The organism is Exiguobacterium sp. EF_C8, from assembly GCF_054956715.1.
In genome coordinates this window covers 954,624-975,507 of record NZ_CM143264.1, presented here as the reverse complement: position 1 = coordinate 975,507, position 20,884 = coordinate 954,624, and the positions used below count along the sequence as shown (strand labels likewise).

Below are 20,884 nucleotides of genomic sequence, written 5' to 3'. Positions count from 1 at the left end.
AAGGACGGGAAGACCCGCGGTACCACCTTCGTTGACGATGCTGACATCGTCCCCTTTGAAACGAACCGGACCATTGTCCTGATTCGTCGACCCCAATAACGGGAGGAACCCGTCAGAGCCTACTACCCACTTAAAGGATTCGGTCTGAAGCTCGGAAGGCCATTCGCTTGTCACCCGATACTGATTCACACCACCCATCAGCTCTCTTAAATCGTTTCACAAGTTACTTCTCTTCGTCTTTGCTATCGTGTGTTGAATTGTCTCTTATATTACGATGCTTCTACTTCCCTGTCAACTGGAAAATCTCAGTATAAGGAAAGTTGGTTTGGATCGATGGATTCGAGTGCTTGTTTGACGGTTTGCAGGAACTGTCCGGCAACAAGTCCGTCGAGTACCCGGTGGTCGATTGACATACAGAGATTGACCATATCGCGCGCTGCGAACATGCCGTTCACCCAAACTGGACGTTTAACGATTGATTCAACAGATAGAATCGCTGCTTGCGGGAAGTTAAGGATCGGTGCCGATTGAATCGAACCGAATGAACCAGTATTGTTGACCGTAAACGTCCCACCTTGCATCTCTGCAGACGACAACGTGCCTGCTTGTGCGCGTTTCCCGAAGTCATCGATCGCGCGTGCGATTCCCTTGATGCTTAGTTCATCCGCGTTCTTAACGACCGGTACGAACAGAGCATCCTGTGTCGCGACAGCAAGTGATAGATTGATCGCTTTCTTTTGAATGATCTTATCTCCCGCCCATGTCGAGTTCATGATTGGATGTTTCTTCAATCCTTCGACCGTCGCCTTCATGAAGAATGGTAAGAACGTCAATTTGACCCCTTCTTGTTTGAAGAACGCATCTTTATGACGATTACGTGCTTCGACCAAGTTCGTGACATCGACTTCGATCATCAACCAGGCATGTGGCGCTTCGTGTTTCGCACGTACCATGTTCGAAGCGATTGCTTGACGCACACCGGCAGTCGGAATCTCGATGTCGCCCGTTTCCGTCGGTTGTGGTGCACTGACCGGACGTTTTGGTGCGGATGGTGCTTCTGTTGGAGGCGCTACCGGAGCCGTTTTCGCTTCCGGTTTTGGTTCAGTTGTTTGTGGTGTAGGAATAGCACCGGACTCAATCAGTTTCAACAAATCTTTCCGAGTAATCCGCCCGCCGGCTCCTGTACCCGTCACTTGTTCGAGATCGATGCCATGCTCACCCGATAGTTTCAAGACTGCTGGTGAATAGCGCTTTTTCATCGAAGTATCAGCCGTCGTTGTCTCTTCGACAGCCGGTACTTCTTGTTCAGTCGCTGCCACTTCCGTTGATCCCCCGTTGACTTGCATCGTGACGATTGCGTCACCGACTTGCAACGTATCGCCTTCTTCTGCAAGAAGTTTTTCGATCACACCATCAAACGAAGATGGGACTTCTGCCGTTACTTTATCAGTAATGACTTCTGCAATCGGATCATATTTTTTGACAGTGTCACCTGGTTTGACCAGCCACATCGAAATCGTTCCTTCAGTAACGCTTTCCCCGAGTTGTGGCATCGTAAGTGTTTCAGTCTTCATCGGTCAGTTCCCCCTTAGTATGCGTGTAACGTCCGGATTTTATCTTCAATTTTCTCACTTGAGATGTTGAAGAACTTCTCCATCGTCGGAGCGTATGGCATCGCTGGTACGTCTGGACCACAGAGTCGTTCGATTGGTGCATCAAGATCGAACAAGGCTTCTTCTGCAATGATTGCCGATACTTCACTCATGACGCTACCTTCTTTATTATCTTCCGTGACGAGCAAGACTTTCCCCGTCTTTTTCGCTGCTTCGACGACTGCTTCGCGGTCGATTGGATAAACAGTCCGCAAGTCAAGGATGTGAACATCGATTCCGTCTTTTTCAAGGCGTGTTGCTGCCTCAAGTGCCATATGAACACATAGCCCATAAGTGATGATCGTCACGTCTTCGCCCTCACGCTTGACGTCTGCTTTACCGATTTCGACCGTATAGTCGCCTTCAGGAACATCCCCTTTTAACAGACGATAGCCTCGTTTGTGCTCAAAGAACAAGACCGGATCATTCGAACGAATCGCTGCCTTTAGCAATCCTTTTGCGTCATATGGATTCGATGGGATGACGATTTTCAGACCAGGCGTCGAGTTGAACATCGCTTCGACCGACTGAGAATGATAAAGTGCCCCGTGAATACCGCCGCCGAACGGTGCTCGGATGACGATCGGACACGTCCAGTCATTGTTCGAACGGTACCGAATCTTCGCTGCTTCACTGACGATTTGGTTGACCGCTGGCATGATGAAGTCAGCGAATTGCATTTCAGCAATCGGACGCATGCCGTACATCGCAGCTCCAATTCCGACACCGGCAATCGCACTCTCAGCGAGCGGTGCATCGATGACACGTTCTTCTCCGAATTGTTCAAGCAACCCTTGTGTCGCCCGGAAAACACCACCACGGACACCGACATCTTCGCCGAGGATGAAGACGGACTCGTCGCGCTCCATCTCTTCTTTGATTGCACTATTGATCGCTTCGATTAAACTTAACGTCGTCATTTCGTTTCCTCCTCGTCGTACACGTAACGTAATGCATTTTCTGGCGCATCGTAAGCCGCTGCTTCAGCATACGCCGTTGCTTCATCGACTTCTTTCTCCATCGCTTGTTCGATTTCAGTCGCTTTTTCTTCAGTCAAGACACCCATTTCAATCAGACGCGCACGGAAGAGTTTGATTCCGTCACGTGCTTTTAAGGCATCGAGTTCTTCAGCAGAACGGTATGATTTATCGTCATCATCGGATGAGTGTGGCACGAGACGTTCGACTTCAACTTCGATTAAGGTTGGACCTTCTCCCCGTAATCCACGTTCGCGTGCTTCTTTGACGACTTTGAAGACAGCAAGTGGATCAATACCGTCCACTGTATATCCTGGCATACCATAGCCAATCGCCCGGTCAGCAACGTGTTTAGCTGACAGCTGTTTCGAAAGTGGTGTCGAAATCGCGTATTTATTATTTTCACAGAACAAGATGACAGGAAGCTTATGAATTCCGGCAAAGTTTGCTCCTTCATGGAAATCACCTTGGTTTGAAGAACCTTCACCGAACGAGACGTAAGCAACGAGTGGCTCCTTACGCATCTTCGCAGCCAGTGCAATTCCAACAGCATGTGGTACTTGCGTCGTAACCGGACTTGAACCTGTCACGATGTTCAAGGCACGTGAACCGTAATGTCCTGGCATTTGGCGACCACCTGAGTTCGGATCTTCTGCTTTGGCGAATGCCGATAGCATGATATCGCGTGACGTTTGACCGAAGTGCAAGACGACACCTAAATCACGGTAATACGGCAAAATGTAATCTGTTCCTTTTTCGAGTGCGAACGCTGCACCGACTTGAGCCGCTTCTTGTCCTTGACACGAGACGAGGAAGGGAATTTTACCTGCTCGGTTCAACTTCCACATCCGTTCATCGATTTTCCGCGCACGGACCATCGTTTCGAACATGTGAATCGCGTCTTGTTCCGTTAATCCGAGTTCTACCAATTCTTTGAATTCTATCTTTTCCATCCGTAATTCCTCCTTAGGCGTGAACCGCAAGTCCGTCGACTGCAAGTGCTGCTTCTCCAAATGCTTCTGATAAGGCCGGGTGCGGATGCACGAGCTGTCCAACTTCCCATGCCGTTGCATTGAGTACGAGCGCTAACCCACCTTCACTAATCAGTTCCGTTGCTTTTGGTCCGACGATGTGAACGCCGACGAGATCATCTGTCTTCGCATCCGAGACGAGCTTGATGAAGCCTGCTGCTTCTCCTTCAATCCGCGCTTTTCCTAACCCATTGAACGAGAAGCTCCCGACCTTAACGTCCATTCCGGCACGTTTCGCTTCGTCTTCCGTTAAACCGACCGATGCCGCTTCCGGTACGCTGTAGATACAACGTGGTACGAACGCATATTCAAGTGGTGTCGTCGTTCCGTTTACGATCGCCTCGACTGCTTTGACGCCTTCTGCTGACGCGACGTGCGCGAGTTGCAAGCGACCGATGACATCGCCGATTGCATAGATATGTTGATCCTTCGTCCGGAAATAGTCATCCACTTGGATGAAGCCATTTTCGACGACGATATTTGTGTTTTCGATTCCGATACCTTCGACATTCGCCATCCGACCGATGGCGACGAGCAACTTATCCGCTTCAAGCGTCGTCTGTTCTCCGTTACGGTCGATCGCGATCGATACGCCGTCTTCAGACATACGGAACGTATCACTTTGTGCAGCTGCGCCCGTATGAATCTTGACGCCCCGCTTTTTTAGTTGGCGGGCGACTTCACGACTGACTGCCGCATCTTCTGTCGGTAAAATCCGGTCGCTGAATTCAACGACCGTTACTGCGACGTCAAAATCCGTCAACATCGATGCCCATTCGACACCGATGACGCCGCCGCCGATGATGACGATTGATTTTGGCAAATCTGCCATATCGAGCGCATCATCCGAACTGAGGACATACTCTGAATCAAAAGCAAGACCGTTCAGTGGACGTGGACGTGATCCTGTCGCAACGATCAATTGGCGTGGAAGAATCAACTCGCCTTCGCCTTCTTCCGGCTCGACACTGATTGTTCCGGGCATCGGTGAAAAGATACTTGGTCCAAGAATCGAACCCCGACCATGAAAGACTTCAATCTTTCCTTTTTTCATCAGGTGCTGAATGCCTGCCTCTAATCCATCTACGATCTCTTGTTTGCGTTGTTTGACCTGTTCGAATCGTAAAAACGATTCCGGTACGTCCACGCCATATGTAGTAGCGTGTTTGACCGTCTGATAGACTGCTGCTGATTTCAAAAAGGCTTTAGAGGGGATGCAGCCACGATGTAAGCATGTCCCGCCTAATTTTCCTTGTTCTACGATTGCTACCGACTTCCCGGCTTGTGCTGCACGGATCGCGGCGACATATCCACCGGGTCCTCCACCTAGGACAACGACGTCGAATTCTCTAGCCATGTTGGTTCGCCTCCATATTCCTTAACTTCCTCTTCCCCACGTAAGACACGCAACACTCCTTCTGCGAGCGCCTGCAACTCATCTTCACCAGGACTACGCACGACTTGACCAAGGTGGGCGACGCGTTCTTCGATCATACGCGTCAACCGATCACTATAAGCAAGTCCGCCTGTTAGAATGATCGCGTCGATCTGACCGAACAAGACAGCACTTTGACCAGCGATTTCTTTCGCGATCCGGTACGCCATCGCTTCATATAACAATGCCGCTTTTTCATCGCCTTCTTCAATCCGGCGCTCGATCTCAACCGCGTCAAACGTACCTAAGTGCGCAACAAGTCCGCCTGACCCAACGACCAGACGCTTCATCTCTTCAAGTTTATACTTGGTACTATAACATAGTTCTACTAGTTGACCAACAGGTAGCGATCCGCTTCGTTCTGGCGAAAACGGTCCTTCTCCATCGAGTCCATTGTTGACATCGATAACACGCCCTTCATGGTGTACGCCGACTGTAATGCCGCCACCCATGTGTGCAATGATCAGGCGCAGTTCCTCGTATGGACGTCCGATTTCCTTCGCGTACCGTTTCGCAACAGCTTTCTGATTCAAGGCATGGAAAATACTTTTTCGTTCAAGTTCAGGTAAGCCTGTAATACGCGCAATCGGTTCTAGTTCGTCAACGACGACCGGATCAACGATGAATGATGGGATGTCGAGTGTCCGAGCAATCTCATCCGCAAGGAGTCCACCGAGGTTCGATGCATGAACGCCAAAAATACCGCTGAGTAAGTCTTCTCGCATTTCTCTGTTGACCGCATACGTACCGCTGACAAGCGGTCGGAGTAACCCACCACGACCAACGACTGCAGTAAGCGCTTTCAAATCAATCTGTTCTTCAGCTAACACTTCGAGTACTACATGACGACGCATCTCCAGCTGCGCTGGAAGCGGTCCTCTGACCGCTTCCGCTGGATGGCGTAACGTCTTCATGAACACCGGGTTTGGTCCTTCGAAGATACCGATCTTCGTCGAAGTCGAACCGGGATTGATCGTCAAAATACGTTCGCTCATGGATATCCTCCTCTGATCAGCCGCGTGATCCTAGAATGTTTTTATCACGACGTAAGAATTGGCTGCGGGCACTACGCATCGTTGCGATACGCTCTTCTGCCATTTTCTCCGCAGCACGATATGTCGGTAAATGATCGCGTTTTGCGATCTCGAATACTTTCGTGACCGCGTCGTAGACGAGTTCAACTTTTTTCATAGCACGATCACGGTTGTATCCGTCGAGTTCATCGGCAACGTTGATGACACCACCCGCATTGATGACGAAGTCTGGTACGTATAAGATATCGCGTTCTTCGAGCATGTCACCGTGACGGTCTTCTTTAAGTTGGTTATTTGCCGCACCAGCGATGATTTTGACTTTCAATTGTGGAATCGTCTCGTCGTTTAATGTCGCACCGAGGGCACATGGCGCAAAGATGTCCGCTTCGACGCTATAAATGTCTTCTGGTGCGACGATCAAGGCACCGAATGCTTCTTCAGCACGTTGAAGTGCTTCTTGGTTGATGTCCGTGACGATCAGTTTCGCCCCTTCTTCATGCAAATGACGGCATAGATTGAAGGCAACGTTACCGACACCTTGGATCGCAATCGTTTTTCCACCAAGTGAATCTGTTCCGTACACTTCTTTTGCCGCTGCTTTCATACCACGGTAGACTCCGTATGCCGTAACTGGTGATGGGTTACCACTTGATCCGAATGCTGGGCTGACACCAGTGACGAAATCTGTCTCCATATGGATATAATCCATGTCTGCAACCGTCGTATTGACATCTTCTGCTGTAATATAACGACCGTTCAGTGACTGGACGTAACGTCCGAATGCCCGGAAGAGTGCTTCTGATTTTTGTGTCTTCGCATCGCCGATGATGACAGCTTTGCCACCACCAAGGTTCAAACCAGCGGCTGCATTCTTATACGTCATCCCTTTTGATAAACGGAGCGCATCAATCAATGCCTCTTCATCAGATGCATAATTCCACATACGAAGTCCACCGAGTGCCGGTCCGAGTGTCGTGTCATGAATCGCGATGATTGCTTTTAATCCAGATACTTTATCGTGGCAAAAAACAACTTGTTCGTAATCTTCCATCTCCATTGTTTCAAAGATACTGAAGCGTGATTCTACATTTGTTTCGACCATTTTAAGTTCCTCCTCAGATTGTTTGTTTTACTTTTTTCGTCTGTTGAGCATTTAATAGCGCAAAGGCTAGTGAGTACATTTTTGCTTCTGCTGTATCGGCGCGGCTTGTCAATACAACTGGAGCCCGCGCTCCGACGAGAATCGCCGCCACCGAGGCATGTGCGAAATACATGAGCGATTTGTAGATAACGTTCCCAACTTCGATTTGCGGAACGACGAGTAAATCCGCCTGCCCTGCTACGTCTCCCGTCAAGCCTTTTTGCTGGGCAGCGACGAGATTCACGGCATTGTCGAGCGCAAGTGGTCCGTCTACAAGGCAATCCTTGATTTGACCACGTCGGTTCATTTGCGTCAGTAGGGCAGCGTCTATCGTTGCCTGCATCGTCGGATTGACGACTTCGACGGCTGCTAAGACTGCGACTTTCGGTAATCCGTATCCAAGCGCTCGTAAGGCGGAGACACCGTTTTCGATAATTTTTACCTTATCTTCGAGTGACGGTTGGATATGAATCGCTGCATCGGTCAATCCGATCGCTGATTCACGCCCTGGCACTTCGAACAACGCGACATGCGACAGGACATTTCCAGAACGCAGACCCGTTTCTTTGTTCAAGACAGCTTTCATGAACATCGCTGTCGGAACAAGACCTTTCATCAAGACACTCGCATCCCCTTTGCGAACGGCATGAGCGGCACGCTCTGCCGCTTCTTGCGATGTAGAGGTGTGGGTGATCACGAACTGCGACTCTCGTAATGTCCGTTTTTGAATCATCTGCTGAATCCGTGTCGCATCCCCGAACAAATGAAAACGCGCTAAATCGTTTTCAATTGCTAATGCGACAGCATCCATCACTTCTTCGTCATCCGCAGCTGCAATCGCAACGACGGAATCTTCGAGTCGAGCTGCCTGCTCGACCATTTCACTGAATCTCACTGTATTCCCCCCCTTACCTGTCATACATAAATAGTAATAGCAATTTTCGTGCCAATTCAAAAGAGACGGTAGGATAAGCAAGAACGTCTTTAATTTTGCACGCTTTTGCATTTTTTGCAATATATTGCACGCAAAAATTTGCGCTTCATGAATAAATGTTAAATCGTTCCACTTTGTAATAAAGTGCCCGGAGAGAAATCCCAAGTTGTTTTGCGGCTTCTGTTTTGTTGCCATTAAAAGCAGTAAGCGCTTCCCGGATCAATCGTTCTTCGACGTGAGACATCTCGTCGGATAAATGTTTGATTTCCTTTTTCTGTCTCGTCGTGACTTTTGTTGTTTGTGGCACGACAAGTTGAAGATGTCCTTTTCGTAAGACCGTTTCTGTTTTATCCGTAAAAATCAATGCGCGACCGATGACATTTTCAAGCTCGCGGACATTTCCTTTCCACGGTTGCTTCTTCATTGCTTCGAGTACATCATCCGAGATCCGTCCGACCGATCGTCCATAACTTTGATTCAATTTGCGGAGTAGGTGTAAGGTTAACGGTGCGATATCATCCGGTCTCTCACGTAGTGCCGGTATGTGAATCGGTAAACGATTAATCCGGTAGTAGAGATCCTCTCGGAACTCATTCATGATGATTTTTTGCTCTAGATTCGCATTCGTCGCCGCGATGATGCGGACATCAACCGGAATCGCCTTCGTGCCACCGACCCGGACGACTTCATTTTCCTGTAACACCCGTAACAGTTTGGCTTGGACGTCGAGTGGCAATTCGCCGATCTCATCTAAGAATAGCGAACCTCCGTGTGCTTCTTCGAAGTATCCCCTCTTGCCGCCGCGCCGCGCTCCTGAGAACGCGCCTTCCTCGTACCCGAATAGTTCACTTTCGAGTAACGTCGGTGCAATCGCCGCACAGTTGACGCGGACGAATTGTTCATATTTGCGTTCGCTTGCTGCATGGATCGCATGTGCGAACAGTTCTTTACCGGTTCCGGATTCACCGCGAATCAAGACGTTGACTGGCATCGTTGCCGCAAGCTTCGCTTGATCGACGACGAAGCGCATTGCTTCACTCTCGGCGATGATATCATCGAATGTATATTTAGCTTCGAGTGTCCGGATTTTTTGTCGCGCTGCCTTTAATTCTTTTGCTAGAGCCTTCATTTCCGAAATATCTCGAATGACCCCAACGGAACCGCGGACTTGTCCATCGACGATGACAGGTGCTGCGTTGACGATGATATCGCGTTGATCTTGTCCGATCTTCATACGAACATCTCGCACGTTCTCGCCTGTATTCAAGACTTTCAAATGAACGGATTCTTGCATCCCGATATCGGCGCTAGCCGGTTTTCCGACGACATCTCGTTCTGTGAAACCGGTCATTCGCGTATACGCCGGATTAATCAGCATCGTCTGTCCGTCTTGATCGGCGACGGAAATCGCTTCGCTCGTACAATGAATGATTGCTTCGAGCATTTTCTCTTTTTCAGTCAGACGCTCAAGTAACACTCTGACGAATTCACCCGGTAAGACCGCCGCTCCCGGAAAATCATGGATTAATTGTTCGAGTACGCCACTTTCTCCCGTAGCGTCAATGATGAAATCGACGTCTGCTCCTTCGAATGCTGACCAGTTCGTTTCGATCCGAATGTCCGCGCGCCGTGCAAGCGCTACCCCAGGCGCCTCCATGTTTGGATCAACAAGACCGATGACCGTTAATAGTGGTGAACGTTGAAATGCGTGCAAGACCTCTGTTCCCCCTTGACCTGCTCCGACGACGAGTAGATGATGCATATAAATTCCCCCTTTGAAACTGCTTACATTTCTATCCTACTCGGAATAAAAAAGGGAAGCAAACCCGATTCGCAGAACGGTCGATTTTTTGATACAATACGCTTGGAAAGGAGTGGCGTCCTATGCGTATCATTGGTTTGCTCTCATTATTAATCCCCGGCATCATCGGCGCGATTGGTATTAAGCTCATGCGCGACAGTGTCTTTCTAATTGCGCAAGTGCCGTTTAAATACTTAGGCGATGCGGCTTACGTATATGTATTGCAAGGTCTCGTTGGGTTGATTCTTGCGATGGGTGGTATTGGATTTGTCGCAGGATATGTCTTTTATCGCGATCGAAAACGTGGAAAAGTCTCCGACCGCTATCAAAAAAAATAAACACAGAAAAAGGTCCCCATCTCTTGAACTCATTTCAAGCGCGGGACCTTTTACTCGTATAAAATTGGTTTCACTTACGGATGAACTCCTCTCATAGTTAGAACTATTCGTGTACTCCAAAACCTTAGGTGTTCCTCTTAATGAAGAGGTGGAAAGAAATCAGATCTGGCTATCGAGCTAACGATAGAATGGTATTTCAGTTCCATCATCTGACTGTACTCGGGACCTAGGTGGAGCGTAATGTCATCCGCTTGAAGCAGTCAAACATTCGGTTGCTAACAATCACTGCTAGACAACACTCCTTTTCACGAACTGTACTTTTCATTTTAGACGATCCGTTACCTTCCACTTTTCCCTAGCTTCGAAATCATGGAAGCTCCCATTCATTCGAGATTTCCCATCTAGAATGAACAAGATACCTTGGTACGACTTCTACCAAGAGAATGTCGTCCGGCATTCTTGAGCCATTTACAGTTGGCGTTCTGAGATGATATTCATCAACGGGATTTCCGGAGTCCTCGCCGACTCGACGTTCATCTGACGTCTTGCCAAATCATTTGGTACCTTTATTATAACAAACATTTCAGTTTATGCAATATTTATTTGCAAACGCTTTTATTTTTTTTGATCTCTACCGTATGCTGTAGAAAGAGTGCATTCGAAAGGAGATCTTGTATGCGAAAAGTCATCGTATTCGAACATCTATCTTTAGATGGTGTCGTTCAAGCACCGAGTGGAAAGGAGGAGGATGTAAGCAACGATTTCGAACATGGTGGCTGGACCGTTCCTTTTCAACATCCTGAGATCGGTCAAGTCATTCGCGGATGGATGCATGAGGACTGCTCTCTGTTGCTCGGTCGTGCGACTTACGAACAATGGGCAAGTTATTGGCCACTCCACTCAGATGTCTGGCCGATTGCCGATCATGCCATGAAGTATGTCGCCACGCGTCATGCACTACCTGTCCTTTGGCAGCCGACAACTTGTTTGAAGCATCCGACTTCTGAACTAAAGCTTTTGAAACAACAGGATAGCCCACCGTTTCATATCTGGGGCAGTAGTGAACTCGTTCATACACTTTATCAAGCGGATTTGATCGATGAGCTTCGCTTGATCCATTATCCTGTCATCATCGGTTCCGGTAAGCGTCTCTTTCCCGATCAAAGAATGGTTCCCCTCACTTGGAACGTCATGGAACAACACACGTTTGATAACGGAGTGTCAATCATTCGCTATGAACGAAATAAGAATCAAATATAAACCGTTATCGTTTAGATTCTGCCTTTTACCAGAAAGAAAGAGGAAAGAAGCGTAGCGATTCGAGATGGACAAAAAAAGTGCAATCTTTCTCGTCAAGAGAAAAACTGCACTTTATCTTCAGTCTGGCGCCTTTTATGAATTAGACGGTATATGGCTTCAACCGGATTGTTCTTGATTCATATGACTCGATACATACGAGATGAATTCCGAGTTCTTTGGACTCTTCTCTTGTTCGATCCGACCGTTAAACAACTCGTGTTGCTGCATTCCTTCGTTCCAGGCGGACTTGATGGCATGACGCATCGCTCGTTCGACGCGAGAAGCTGTTGTTTGATGTTTTTTCGCAATCGTCGGATAGAGTTCCTTTGTGATCAATCCGAGTAGATCTTCCCGTTCAAGCACCATTAAGACAGCGTCTTTTAAATACGTAAACCCTTTGATATGCGGAGCGATCCCCACTTCTCGAAGCGTCGAGCCGACTTTTAGATCAATCGTTTCGATCGCCGGAGCTTGTCCTTGATTCGTCACGAGACGAATTTTTTGAACGAGCTGATCCATGCTGAACGGTTTAAGTAAGAAGTATGATGCTCCAAGGGTGACCGCCTGTTGTGAGACCTCGTCCTTACCGAAAGCACTCAACATGATGACAGCAGGATTCTTCTTTTTCTTCATCAATTCTTCGAGCACACCAAGCCCATCTAAATGAGGCATGATGATGTCGAGGAGCAATACATCCACCTCATGTTCTTTCATGCGTTCGAGACAACTCTCGCCATTGTAGGCGACGCAAACGACTTCCATGTCTTCTTGCGCAGAGATATGCTGGCGAATCAGTTCGACCATTTCGCGATTATCATCTGCTATCCCGACTTTAATCAATCCTTACACCCCATTTTTAAGCGATTCTTTCATCGTCTTCGCCTGATCCATCAATTCCTCGGCATGCCGTAATGTCAAATCCGTCATATGGGCACCGGAAATCATCCGTCCAAGTTCGTTCCCTCGATCTGCTTGAGACAAGACGTTGACTTGGGTCGTCGTACGATCCGTCTCCTCAATCTTTCGAATATAGAGATGTTGATCCGCCATCGAAGCGACTTGTGGTAAGTGCGTAATACAAAGCACTTGTCCGTCTACCGACAAACGATAGATTTTTTCTGCCATCGCTTGTGCAACACGACCCGAAACACCCGTATCGACTTCATCGAATATGATTGAGGCGACTCCGACCGAGCGCGAGAAGATCGACTTCAGTCCAAGCATGATACGAGATAATTCCCCGCCCGATGCAACTTTTCCGAGCGACTTGAATGGCTCTCCCGCATTCGTCATGATGAAGAATTCCACATGGTCGATCCCGTTCTTGCGTAGCATCGGTGTCTTTCCGTCTTGAAGAAAACGAATTTCAAACCGCGCCTTCTCCATGTAAAGCTCACGCAACTCCAAATGAATCGCTTCACTTAATTGAACTGCCGCTTTGCGACGCTGTTGTGAGAGTCGACCACCAATTTCAAACAATTCGCTTTCGAGCTGTTCGACTTCGGTTTTTAAGCGTTCAATTCGTTCATCTCGATTTGTCATCGTATCAAGTTCAATCCGAATTTTCTCACCGTAAGCGATGACTTCCTCAATCGTCGCTCCGTATTTTCGTTTCAGCTGTTGGAAGACGGACAAACGTTGTTCGATCTCATCGAGTCGATTGGAATCGAACTCAAGTGTTTCGAGTTGATCTCGAATGGCATAACCGACTTCTTCTAGTCCATAAAAGGCGCTTGCGATCGCGTCACTTTGCTGAGAAAACTGTTCGTCGATGCTTGATGCTTGTTGTAGTTCACGCATCGCGTCTCCAACGGAATCGATGCCGCGCATCTCATCGTGTAAGGCGTCATAGGCTGTCTTCAACGACGCATATAACTTCTCGAAGTTCGCAAGACGATTCCGCTCGACGAGTAACTCATCTTCCTCATGTGCTCGAAGTTTTGCGCCCTCGATCTCTTCGGTCTGAAACGATAACAAGTCGATCCGTTGGGCGAGTTCTTGCTCGCTTTGTGCGAGCGATTGTAGCGCCGTCCGTTTTTCTTCATACGTTTGATAACCGGACTGATAGGCTTGAAGGAGTGGCGCGATCGCCTCTTGCGCGAAGTCATCGAGAATCGCTTGATGGTACGTACTGTCCATTAAATGCTGATGTTCATGTTGCCCGTGCATATCGACGAGGACACGTCCGAACTCACGTAAAATCGTCAGTGTGACCAGCTTATTGTTGACGCGACAGACACTTTTTCCTGTCGCGAACAGATCACGTCGCAAGATGATCAATCCGTCTTCGATATCGATGCCATACTCTTCTGCAAGATCATAGACGAGATGGTCGTCTTCAATCAGAAACAATCCTTCTAGTTCCGCCCGATCTTCCCCGTATCGAACGAATTCCGCGGATCCACGTCCACCAATTAATAATCCGATCGCATCGAGAACGATCGATTTACCGGCACCTGTTTCCCCAGTCAAGACGGTCATTCCTTTTTTAAAGTCGATCTGTAGCTCGTCAATGATCGCAAATTGTTTGATCGATAATTCAGCTAGCATCCTGTCAACTCCTTACAGCATTTCTAAAATTCGTTCCGTCACTTCTTTCGCTTGTCCCTCACTTCGTGCAATCAATAGGATCGTATCGTCCCCACACACCGTTCCAAGCAGTTCGCTCCAGCTCAAATGGTCTAGTAAGACAGCGACTGCATTCGCATTTCCCGGCAGGACATGCATGACAATCAGATTTTGAGCAGAATCAATCGAGATGAAGCTATCTCCGAGCAGACGCCGCAATTTCCCGAGTGGGTTGAAGCGTTGGTCGGCGGGTAAGCTATATTTATAACGTCCATCATTCAACGGGACCTTCACGAGATGGAGTTCCTTGATATCTCGTGATACCGTTGCCTGTGTCACCTTATATCCTGCATTCCGTAATTCCTCTACCAATTCATCCTGGGTTTCTACTTCTGATTGGGTGATGATCTCCCGAATCTTAATCAACCGTTGCCCCTTTGTCATTCCTGCACCTCACAGTATTCTTCGATGTTACTATTGTAATCCAATAAATCATCAAAAGTCCACGTTTCCCATTTTATTATCCGGTTTTCATCGTGCCACACAACAAGGAAGACGGACCCATGAACCGGATCCGTCTTCGTTATCATCTGTTCGTTTAAAGACTAGCATGCGCTAGCTTGACCGTCTCCGTCGCATGAACGGACGGATCAAGCCCTGGTTGACCAAGGCGTGCATGCAACAAGAACTCAATGTTGCCCTCTCCACCGGTAATCGGAGAATAGTCGAGCTGCTTGACATAGAACCCTTGTTGAATGAAGAATTCGATCATCTCATCGAGAACTCGGACATGAATCCGCTCGTCACGCACGATGCCTTTTTTACCGATATCCTCACGACCTGCTTCGAATTGCGGTTTGACGAGCGCCATGACGTCTCCTCCTTCAACGAGGATCATCTTCAATGGCGGAAGCATCAAACGTAATGAAATGAACGAGACATCGATCGTCGCAAACTGCGGCGCGACAAGGAACATGTCTGGTGTCGCATGCCGGAAGTTCGTTTTTTCCATCACCGTCACGCGGTCATCCGAGCGAAGCTTCCAGTCCAGCTGATTGGAACCGACATCAAGTGCATACATATGTGCTGCTCCATTTTGTAAGGAGCAGTCGGTAAAACCACCTGTCGACGATCCGATATCGAGACCTGTTTTACCCGTGACATCAAAATCGAATACTTGAAGTGCCTTTTCCATCTTAAAGCCACCACGCCCCACGTAAGGCATCAACTGACCTTTAACGTGCAAATCGATATCGGACTTGACCTTTTCACCGGCCTTCTCCAATCGTTCCGTGCCACTAAAGACGAGTCCAGCCATGATCGACCGTTTCGCTTTTTCACGCGTTTCAAACAAACCGCGCTCGACGAGAAGAACGTCGAGGCGGATTTTCTTTACATTTTCCATGAATCGTCACACACTCTGTTTCTTTCCTTGATTGACGAAAGCGCGTACTTCTTCTGCGATTTGTCCAGGTAATAGTCCAATTTCTTCCAGCAACTCATTCACACCGCCGTGCTCGATATACCAATCCGGAATACCGAAGCGTTTGACGCGTGGGAATGCTTCCTGCTCGTTCGCATGCTCAAGGACAGCTGATCCGAATCCACCTTTTAGGACGGCTTCTTCCAGTGTCACAAGTGGAATTCCCTCTGCGTAAAGAGCGTTCAGCATCTTCTCATCAAGCGGTTTGATCGTCCGGGCATTGATGACACGAACTGATAATTCGCCTGCTAAGAGATCCGCGATTTTGAGCGCGTCTTGCACTTGTGGTCCGAATGCAAGGATGGCGACATCTGTTCCTTCACGTTCAACTTCCCACGTATCGAGCGAAATTTCATGCAATGTCTCATCCATTGGTACACCAAGTCCTTCGCCACGCGGGAAACGAACGGCGATTGGTCCTTCGTATTTAACAGCTGAATAGAGCAAGTGCTGTAGTTCATTCTCATCCTTTGCCATGACGATTCGAATATTCGGCACGTGGCGCATGAAAGCAATATCGAAGACCCCTTGGTGTGTCTCACCATCTGCTCCAACAAGACCTGATCGGTCAATCGTAAACGTTACGTCCAGATTTTGACGCGCCACGTCATGCACGAGTTGATCGTATGCGCGCTGGAAGAACGTCGAGTAGATTGATACAACGGGTTTCATGCCTTGCGTCGCTTGACCAGCTGCGAACGTGACAGCATGTTGTTCCGCGATCCCAACGTCAAACATCCGCTCTGGGAATTCTTTTTCAAAACAATCGAGTTTTGAGCCAACACTCATCGCTGGTGTGATCAACGTCAGCTTTTCATCGTCGCGTGCCATCTTCGTCAAGGTATCCGCTACCGTAAAGGAATAACTTGGTGCTTTTGATTTTCCTTTGATGACTTCGCCGGACTCCATCTTGTATGGTCCAAGACCGTGCCATGTACCGACCCCATCAAACTCTGCCGGACGATAACCTTTCCCTTTTTTCGTGATGACATGAAGCAGGACAGGTCCTTCTTCTTTTTTCACGTAATTGAGCTGTTCGATCAAATCATTAAGATCGTGTCCATCGACCGGACCGTAATAGTTGAAACCAAGTTCTTCAAAGAACATCCCAGGAACGAGCGCTCCCTTGACGGCTTCTTTCAATTTCTCGCTTCCTTTTTCCAAACGTCCGCCAATGACCGGAATCTTTTTGATCAATGCTTCAAGCTCGTCTTGCGCAAAACGTACTTTTCGCGATGAACGAATCCGTCCTAGCATTTGATGCATCGCACCGACGTTTGGTGCAATCGACATCTCGTTATCATTTAAGATGACGATGACGTTTTGTTGCTCTGCTCCGATGTGATTCAATGCTTCGAGGGCCATACCGCCTGTTAACGCCCCGTCACCGATGATCGCGACTGCGCGGTCATCCTTACCGCTCAATTCGTTTGAAACAGCAATCCCCATTGCTGCTGACAAGGACGTCGAGCTATGCCCTGTCTCCCAGACGTCATGCACGCTTTCATTGCGTTTCGGAAATCCACAAAGTCCTTTATGCTGACGGAGCGTATCAAACTGGCTCGCGCGTCCTGTGAGAATCTTGTGCACATAGGCTTGGTGTCCGACGTCCCAGACGAACTTGTCATTTGGACTGTCGAATTCACGATGCAGTGCAAGCGTTAACTCGACGACTCCAAGATTCGGTGCCAAGTGCCCACCTGTCGTCGCTAATTCTTCAATCAAAAAGCGTCGAATATCGCCTGCGAAAACTTCGAGTTCGGAGACCGACATACGCTTTAAAAATGACGGATCCTGTATTTCTGTCAATTTCATACCTTACCGCCTCTTTTCCTTACAATCTTATAGGGTTTGTACCCTACATTGTACTAGAACAATCTATCGAGCGCCATTGTCAGCATAGAAAAAGACGACGCACGATGCGTCGTCCTGCTTAATGGTCACGCTTGACCACGAAGTCTAGCAGTTCCTTAAGTGTCGTCGCTTCGACCGATAGTGCTTCAATCGCCTGTTCTGCTGCTTCTACCTGAGCTGTCAGTGCACGTTTCGCACCTTCAAGACCGAGGAGTTTCGGATACGTCGCTTTTTCATTTTCTTCATCACTACCAACCGGCTTGCCGATTTTTTCAGCATCTCCTGTCACGTCTAAGATGTCATCTTGAATTTGAAAAGCAATGCCGAGATGGCGACCATATTGATGCAGGTGCTCAAGATCTGTCGGACTAACTGCGGCGAGCAACCCGCCTGCTTCGACCGCAAAGACGAGAAGTGCTCCTGTTTTTCGACGATGAATCGATTCTAGCTCCGCTACATCATTTATGCCACCACGCTCACCGAGCATATCATCGAGTTGTCCGCCGACCATACCAGAAGCTCCTGCCGCCGCCGCTAATCGTTCGACGAGCGCAAGCTTCACTTCTGGCGAAGCTGGTGTCTCGAGGAGGCAGCTGAATGCGTTCGTGAGCAATGCGTCCCCTGCTAAAATCGCTGTCGCTTCATCAAAAGCGATATGATTCGTCGGACGACCTCTACGGAGATCATCATCGTCCATTGCCGGAAGGTCATCATGAATCAGCGAATATGTATGAATCATCTCAAGTGCCGCAGCAGTAGCATCTCCTTTTGAGCGGTCGATTGAGAAGGCATCGAGTACTGCATAAATCAAGGCCGGACGAATCCGTTTCCCACCGGCATCAAGTGAATACCGCATTGAGTCACGTAAACGGTCGGGTGCATCGAGTCGCTCCATGAACTCTGCCATTTTGTTTTCGACTTGTGTCTTCCATTCATGCAAGGCAATCATTGTGCTCCTCCTTTTTCCCGCAGCGTACCATCTTGCTCCAGGATCTGATCGAGTTTTTTCTCAGCAACGGATAACTTTCCTTGGCAAAGAGCTGTCAATTTGACGCCCTCTTCATAAAGAGCCATCGCTTGTTCTAGCGGAGCTTCGCCCTCTTCGAGTAACGTGACGATCTCTTCTAGTCGTTCTAGTGCTTCTTCAAAAGATTGTTCCGTCTCCATCCTTACTCCCCATCCTCTCGTTTGGCACGAATCGTTCCATCATGGAATCGGATATCGAACGAAGACGCTGTTAATGCCTTCGCGGAACGAACAATTTGTCCATCCTGTTCGACATACGTATAGCCGCGCATCAGGACATGCGTCGGACTGACGGAGTCGAGTCGCGCGAGCACATGACGCACTTGTTGTTGTTTCGATTGCAAAAGCCGACGCACGATTTCGAGTCGACGACGCGACTGTTCAATCGTTGCTCGTTGTTGTACGAATCGATCACGTACTGGTATTCGCATTAAACGTGTGTGAAGACGCTCCACCTGCTGTCGGTTTTGAGTCACGATATACTGCATCTCTTTTTGGAGCAACATTTCCGTCCGGTCCAGTTGTTCCTGCTTTAGTCCGAGTAAAACACGTGGCGATTTAAGACCGTAACTCGCGGCTAGACGTGTCACTTGCTCCTGTTTACTCTTAAGGAGTTGTGTATACGTTCGTTCTAAACGTCGCTCTACATCCTGGACACGATGGACGAGTGCCTCTGCTTCCGGAGTGACAAGTTCTGCCGCCGCTGTTGGTGTAGCAGCACGAACGTCGGCGACGAAATCACTGATCGTAAAATCAGTCTCATGTCCGACAGCAGAGACGATTGGGATACGGGATTCAAACACGGCTGTCACGACAGACATTTCATTGAATGCCCACAACTCTTCGATCGAACCGCCACCACGACCAATGATCAACACATCACAGGCAGCATGCTCGTTCATCAGTTGAATAGCACGACTGATTTGGGGTGCCGCGTCTGCTCCTTGTACAAGAACCGGCGCGAAGACGATGGCTGCTTGCGGATAACGACGCCGGAGTGTCGTTGCAATGTCATGAAGCGCCGCTCCTTTTGGCGATGTGATGATCCCGATCCGATCCGGAAAAGCAGGCAACGGTTGTTTGATCGCAGGATCAAACCAACCACGTTCTTCAAGATCCATTTTCAGGCGAGAAAACGCCTCGTATAACGCGCCCACACCATCTTCCGTCATCCGTTCGACATAGAGTTGCATTTCTCCAGAAGAGACGTAGACAGATAAGCGTGCCGTGACGACGACACGCATGCCGTCGCGTATGTCTGTCTTGACCCGACTCGCATCCCGAGCAAACATGACGGCTTTCATCCGTGACTGTTCGTCCTTCAACGTAAAATAAAGGTGACCGGAAGAGTGTCGTTTAAAGTTCGACACTTCTCCCACCACCTGGACTTGTTGTAGAAGGGCGTCACCTTCTAATTCACGTTTGACATAGTGGACTAAATCGGAAACGTGAAGAGGTTCACTCATTGTGCGGCCTCGATCGTGTTATGCAGTAACATCGTGATCGTCATTGGACCAACGCCACCCGGAACAGGTGTAATCATCGATGCAACGTCTTGTACCGTATCAAAATCAACATCACCGACGAGTTTACCATCGACACGGTTGACACCGACGTCAATGACGACAGCATCCGGTTTCACCATATCTGCAGTAATCAGCTTCGGTACACCGACTGCGACGATCAAGATATCCGCTTGGCGTGTCATCGCACCGAGGTCTGCAGTTTTTGAATGACAGTATGAAACGGTAGCCGATTCATTCAAGAACAACATACCGACGGGTTTTCCGACGATTTGACTCCGTCCGACGACAACGACGTGCTGACCCGCGATCGGTACATTCATCTCTTTTACGAGATGGAGAATACCGTTTGGTGTACATGGTAAAAATGTCGGTTCACCAATCATCATCTTCCCGACAGAGACAGGATGGAAGCCATCGACGTCCTTTTCAGGAGAAATCGCAAAAATGACCTTGCTCTCATCAATATGGTCTGGCAACGGCAATTGAACGAGAATCCCGTGGATACTCGCATCTACGTTCAGGCGTTCAATCAAATGAAGGAGTTCTGATTCCGTTGTTTCTGCCGGAAGTCGGATCAACTCTGAATCCATTCCGATTTCCTTCGCTGCCTTCTCTTTTCCGCGTACATAAGATTGACTAGCTGGATCTTCACCAATCAAGATGACAGTCAATTGCGGTTGAATCCGCTGTTCTTTCAGACGTGCGACTTCTTCTTTCAGCTTCATACGATATGAATGGGCTACCTGTTTTCCATCGATTACTACTGCCATGATTTGTCCACTCCC

Annotated in this window: 19 protein-coding genes and 1 other annotated feature (1 of these 20 running past the window's edge); of the genes, 2 read left to right on the top strand and 17 right to left on the bottom strand. The window is 48.6% G+C overall.

Annotated elements, in window-relative coordinates; translation table 11 throughout:
- Positions 1–249, bottom strand: a binding site (T-box leader); it reaches 3 nt to the left of the window's first position.
- A 56-nt stretch (positions 250–305) separates the two neighbouring features.
- From ACY2IG_RS05045 to ACY2IG_RS05010, 8 genes are all read right to left on the bottom strand, one after another.
- Positions 306–1,574 carry a dihydrolipoamide acetyltransferase family protein gene (locus ACY2IG_RS05045; protein WP_313586918.1) on the bottom strand — a complete coding sequence of 423 codons (1,269 nt, stop codon included), beginning with the start codon at positions 1,572–1,574 and terminating at the stop codon, positions 306–308.
- A 14-nt stretch (positions 1,575–1,588) separates the two neighbouring features.
- On the bottom strand, positions 1,589–2,572 hold the full coding sequence (locus ACY2IG_RS05040) for an alpha-ketoacid dehydrogenase subunit beta (RefSeq protein ID WP_023467596.1): 984 nt from the start codon (positions 2,570–2,572) through the stop codon (positions 1,589–1,591).
- Positions 2,569–3,582, bottom strand: coding sequence for a thiamine pyrophosphate-dependent dehydrogenase E1 component subunit alpha (locus ACY2IG_RS05035; RefSeq protein WP_462618423.1), 1,014 nt, complete (start codon positions 3,580–3,582; stop codon positions 2,569–2,571). The genes ACY2IG_RS05040 and ACY2IG_RS05035 overlap by 4 nt, the downstream gene beginning before the upstream one ends.
- Positions 3,583–3,595: 13 nt before the next feature.
- Positions 3,596–5,017, bottom strand: a complete 1,422-nt coding sequence (gene lpdA, locus ACY2IG_RS05030; protein WP_290773337.1) for a dihydrolipoyl dehydrogenase — start codon at positions 5,015–5,017, stop codon at positions 3,596–3,598.
- Entirely contained in the window at positions 4,987–6,090 is a 1,104-nt protein-coding gene (gene buk, locus ACY2IG_RS05025; protein WP_308101187.1) for a butyrate kinase, read from the bottom strand. Before buk ends, lpdA begins: the two co-directional genes overlap by 31 nt.
- Before the next feature lie 16 nt (positions 6,091–6,106).
- A complete protein-coding gene (locus ACY2IG_RS05020; RefSeq protein WP_023467593.1) occupies positions 6,107–7,231 on the bottom strand; it encodes a Leu/Phe/Val dehydrogenase in 1,125 nt (374 codons plus the stop codon).
- Positions 7,232–7,244: 13 nt separating this feature from the next.
- Positions 7,245–8,165, bottom strand: coding sequence for a phosphate butyryltransferase (gene yqiS, locus ACY2IG_RS05015; protein ID WP_056060232.1), 921 nt, complete (start codon positions 8,163–8,165; stop codon positions 7,245–7,247).
- Between the two features lie 145 nt (positions 8,166–8,310).
- Entirely contained in the window at positions 8,311–9,966 is a 1,656-nt protein-coding gene (locus tag ACY2IG_RS05010; RefSeq protein WP_035409079.1) for a sigma-54-dependent Fis family transcriptional regulator, read from the bottom strand.
- Positions 9,967–10,088: 122 nt separating this feature from the next.
- Between ACY2IG_RS05010 and ACY2IG_RS05005 the strand changes: the two genes are divergently transcribed.
- Together ACY2IG_RS05005 and ACY2IG_RS05000 are read left to right on the top strand one after the other, a co-directional pair.
- Complete coding sequence (locus ACY2IG_RS05005) at positions 10,089–10,343, top strand: DUF2627 family protein (RefSeq protein WP_023467590.1); 255 nt, start codon at positions 10,089–10,091, stop codon at positions 10,341–10,343.
- Between the two features lie 675 nt (positions 10,344–11,018).
- Entirely contained in the window at positions 11,019–11,603 is a 585-nt protein-coding gene (locus ACY2IG_RS05000) for a dihydrofolate reductase family protein (protein WP_462618422.1), read from the top strand.
- A 156-nt stretch (positions 11,604–11,759) separates the two neighbouring features.
- Here ACY2IG_RS05000 and spo0A read toward each other — a convergent pair whose 3' ends face one another.
- The 9 genes from spo0A to folD all read right to left on the bottom strand — a co-directional run bounded on the left by spo0A (position 11,760) and on the right by folD (position 20,869).
- Positions 11,760–12,446: a sporulation transcription factor Spo0A gene (spo0A, locus tag ACY2IG_RS04995; RefSeq protein ID WP_052019098.1), complete on the bottom strand. Its 687-nt coding sequence runs from the start codon at positions 12,444–12,446 to the stop codon at positions 11,760–11,762.
- 39 nt (positions 12,447–12,485) lie between these two features.
- Positions 12,486–14,192 (bottom strand): DNA repair protein RecN, encoded by a 1,707-nt coding sequence (recN, locus tag ACY2IG_RS04990; protein WP_035409085.1) that lies wholly within the window; start codon positions 14,190–14,192, stop codon positions 12,486–12,488.
- 12 nt (positions 14,193–14,204) lie between these two features.
- Entirely contained in the window at positions 14,205–14,654 is a 450-nt protein-coding gene (ahrC, locus tag ACY2IG_RS04985) for a transcriptional regulator AhrC/ArgR (protein ID WP_035409088.1), read from the bottom strand.
- A gap of 154 nt (positions 14,655–14,808) precedes the next feature.
- Positions 14,809–15,615, bottom strand: coding sequence for a TlyA family RNA methyltransferase (locus tag ACY2IG_RS04980; RefSeq protein ID WP_462618421.1), 807 nt, complete (start codon positions 15,613–15,615; stop codon positions 14,809–14,811).
- Positions 15,616–15,621: 6 nt separating this feature from the next.
- Positions 15,622–17,508, bottom strand: coding sequence for a 1-deoxy-D-xylulose-5-phosphate synthase (gene dxs, locus ACY2IG_RS04975; protein WP_056060225.1), 1,887 nt, complete (start codon positions 17,506–17,508; stop codon positions 15,622–15,624).
- 118 nt (positions 17,509–17,626) lie between these two features.
- Positions 17,627–18,496 (bottom strand): polyprenyl synthetase family protein, encoded by an 870-nt coding sequence (locus ACY2IG_RS04970; RefSeq protein WP_056060223.1) that lies wholly within the window; start codon positions 18,494–18,496, stop codon positions 17,627–17,629.
- A complete protein-coding gene (gene xseB, locus ACY2IG_RS04965) occupies positions 18,493–18,714 on the bottom strand; it encodes an exodeoxyribonuclease VII small subunit (protein WP_023467583.1) in 222 nt (73 codons plus the stop codon). Before xseB ends, ACY2IG_RS04970 begins: the two co-directional genes overlap by 4 nt.
- A 2-nt stretch (positions 18,715–18,716) precedes the next feature.
- Positions 18,717–20,039, bottom strand: a complete 1,323-nt coding sequence (gene xseA, locus ACY2IG_RS04960; RefSeq protein ID WP_462618420.1) for an exodeoxyribonuclease VII large subunit — start codon at positions 20,037–20,039, stop codon at positions 18,717–18,719.
- A complete protein-coding gene (gene folD, locus ACY2IG_RS04955) occupies positions 20,036–20,869 on the bottom strand; it encodes a bifunctional methylenetetrahydrofolate dehydrogenase/methenyltetrahydrofolate cyclohydrolase FolD (RefSeq protein ID WP_462618419.1) in 834 nt (277 codons plus the stop codon). The genes xseA and folD overlap by 4 nt, the downstream gene beginning before the upstream one ends.
- Positions 20,870–20,884 lie beyond the last annotated feature (15 nt).